At 37.7% G+C, this 2,777-nt stretch carries 2 protein-coding genes; both read right to left on the reverse strand.

The genetic code is table 11. The features are described 5' to 3' along the window. A partial coding sequence (locus ACS8FC_RS13870) for a Tn7-like element transposition protein TnsE (protein WP_439297189.1) occupies positions 1-1,528 on the reverse strand: 1,528 nt, incomplete at its 3' end. After that, positions 1,525-2,777 (reverse strand): TnsD family Tn7-like transposition protein (locus tag ACS8FC_RS13875; RefSeq protein ID WP_439297190.1); only part of this gene is annotated, 1,253 nt, incomplete at its 5' end. The genes ACS8FC_RS13875 and ACS8FC_RS13870, both read right to left, overlap by 4 nt.

The raw sequence follows: 2,777 nt of genomic DNA on the forward strand, positions 1-2,777 counted from the left end.
ATCGTATAAAATCGTCACTACTTTCAGTAAGTTCGAACATACTTTTAGGATGGTTCAAGGTGTACACATCGTCAAATTTTTTTAAATAACTGCTCTTAGGCCAACGCAGTGATCTCTTAACAACTAAGCTCAGAAACTCATCCATATGATCGTCCCAGTAATCTAAATCATTGATTTTTATTATTAAGGTCGATATTGGCTTAAAGTTGTCAGTAGTATCTATCTCTAAAATGACGAACTGAGAAGTGTCAGTTTTGACTCTTACTTCAAGTAAAGACCGTCTATTGCCGTCCATCGTTCTATGTAGCCTAGAGCGCCCAACAGCAGGTAAAAAATGTAGTTTTTCAGTACAGTCAGTCTTAGGTCGTTCTGATAGCCTCTTGATTAGTAGCTTAAAGGCTTCAAATCGTTGCATATACAGTTCTAAAACATCGCTGTCATCATCAAGCCCAGAGAAGTCCGCTTGGCATGCTGTGCCGTCAATCGTGGCCTCATCTGTACCAAGATCTAGTTCTACTAACTCTTCATAATCTTCAGTCTCTGCTCCTTGTGCGCCTGAAACTCTTTTTTTGACAACTTTTCGAGTTTCTATTGGAGTTGCAAAGCTAAAGGAGGTTGTTGGCACCTCTATCGTTTTCGGTTTAGTGTCAATATCTGCTTCTTGCTGATCATCAATAGTATCACTACTTACTGAACCATTTGGCTTAGCTACGTTACTTGTACCGCCGCCTCTCGTACCAGCTTTGAATTTCTCACTATAAAATGGCACTTTTTTGGGCAAAGAGGAGAGAATATTACTGATCCCTATAATTTCATGAACATAGTAATTGCCAGTATCCTTGTGCATCCAACCTCTAGTGTCTAGTGAGAGGTTATCAAGCCGTGGCGGACTAAATTTAAAGCACCATGTTTTCTTGTCTTCAGTTTCCTGAACTTCTTCAATAAAATTTTTGGCAATACTTTCATAGGAAGAACGCGCATTTCCATCTATTAGTATCCAAGCCAGTAAGCGTCTCTGTCCTTCGTGATCAAAAGTTTTTAAAGGTAGAGAGCTTATAGGCAAAACATTTACCAATACTGAATCATCTGGCATGTCTTGAATCCAAAACTCTCTATTGAGTAATCCGTGATCAATACAGTTTCGAGCAAGATAGGCATTATGAAAAAATAACACTCGTGCAAACTCAATCTGAGGTATATGGACCGTTACTGTTGACTCATCTGGTCTGATATAGTCAAACACAAAGGTATTACCGCCGCTTTCTGAATCAATGCCTACTTGCCAATTAGCAGTAGAGACATTACTCAAAAAAAATGGGTAGCCACCTTTACGAGACTGCCCATCTGAAGGGTTTATGACTCTTCTTTTCGCGAGAGCTGGTAGATTTGATAGTCTAGTATGTAATATTTGATTTTGCCTAGTGCTTGTTACGTATAGCTCAAGATTCCATGTCTTCAAGTGTTTAAACTTGAAAATATTAGCAACGTACATTATTTTCGAGTCTTCAGGAAAACCTTTAGCGATCATATACTCACCTTGTTTATTCGCATATTTGTAATACTGTATGCATGCTCTAGAAACCTACTAGACTCAGGAGTAATTCGCTCATCACTCAATTTAGCCAGTCGTAATATCTCCCAGCGCTGTAAAGTTTGATTGTTCGATATACTATCAATTAATACCTGGCTTAACCGTCTTATTTGATAGTTACTAACTTCTTCACTATATCTGTCCAAAAATGCTGAGACTAAAGGTAGCTTATCTTGATTCTTCTCAATCATTGAGACTGAATCAGTTTGATTCATCCACCACTTTTTTGATTTACGAGGTAATGTTAAGTCGAAACATGTGTGATCGTTTATTTTGATCAAAGACCTCACAAACTCGCTATCTCGCTTTTGCCAATCTACAGTGAATCCTTTAGGTATGTGACGTTGATGGTAGTTTTTGTTTGTATTAATAAACCATGTCTTATCGTTACGATATAGCCATGCATAAAGAGCTTTATTGACTTTTCTAGCTTCTTTAATCGATTGGTGTTCTTTAATCAAGTCTAACCATAGGTTTCGATTTGACTTTACCAATTCACTGTCAGGCTTTATGGTATTTTTCGCTTTTGTAATTTTACCAGATAGGGTGGTTTTCTGGCTTTTCACCTGCATTATTATTTCTTCAAAAGTCCATTCTTGCTCCAATATTGAACTAATAGCGATAATATGTTCAAGATAACTGAACGATTTACGATGTTTACGAAAAATACCGCGAAGCCAACCTGTTTCACTGTTAAGTCTATGAAGATTGTTCGTTTCTAAAAACTCTAATGACCATCTATTTTCCACCTTTTCTAGTATACGAAGATGATCGATATGTTTAGACCCTCTTATACAGTTACTAGATCGAGCTAAACCGTGGTAAAAAGCAGTCCACTGCTCAAAAGTCGGAGAAGATTGTTCAGCTAAGGATAAAAGCTCAGATATTTTAGAAATGAGGAACCTATTATCTTCATTGACACTTCCTTGTGGATTTATATTACAGTTATGTGGAGTAGGGGCAATAAAATCATGACGGGAGTTAGGACGATATTCAACTGAAGAATCCGCTAATGATCCATGCTTGCTACAACAAGTTATGCCTGGAATTTGCCACATACGTGACCAATACCATTCACCATGATCTTTAAACTGCTCATTAAAACATTGTGGGCAGTAACGGATATATTTTACTGAGGGCAGTCTTGATGCATTACTCCCTATTGCTAAGTGAATAGCGCCTTGCG

It is taken from the genome of Psychrobacter sp. 1Y4, from assembly GCF_051847555.1.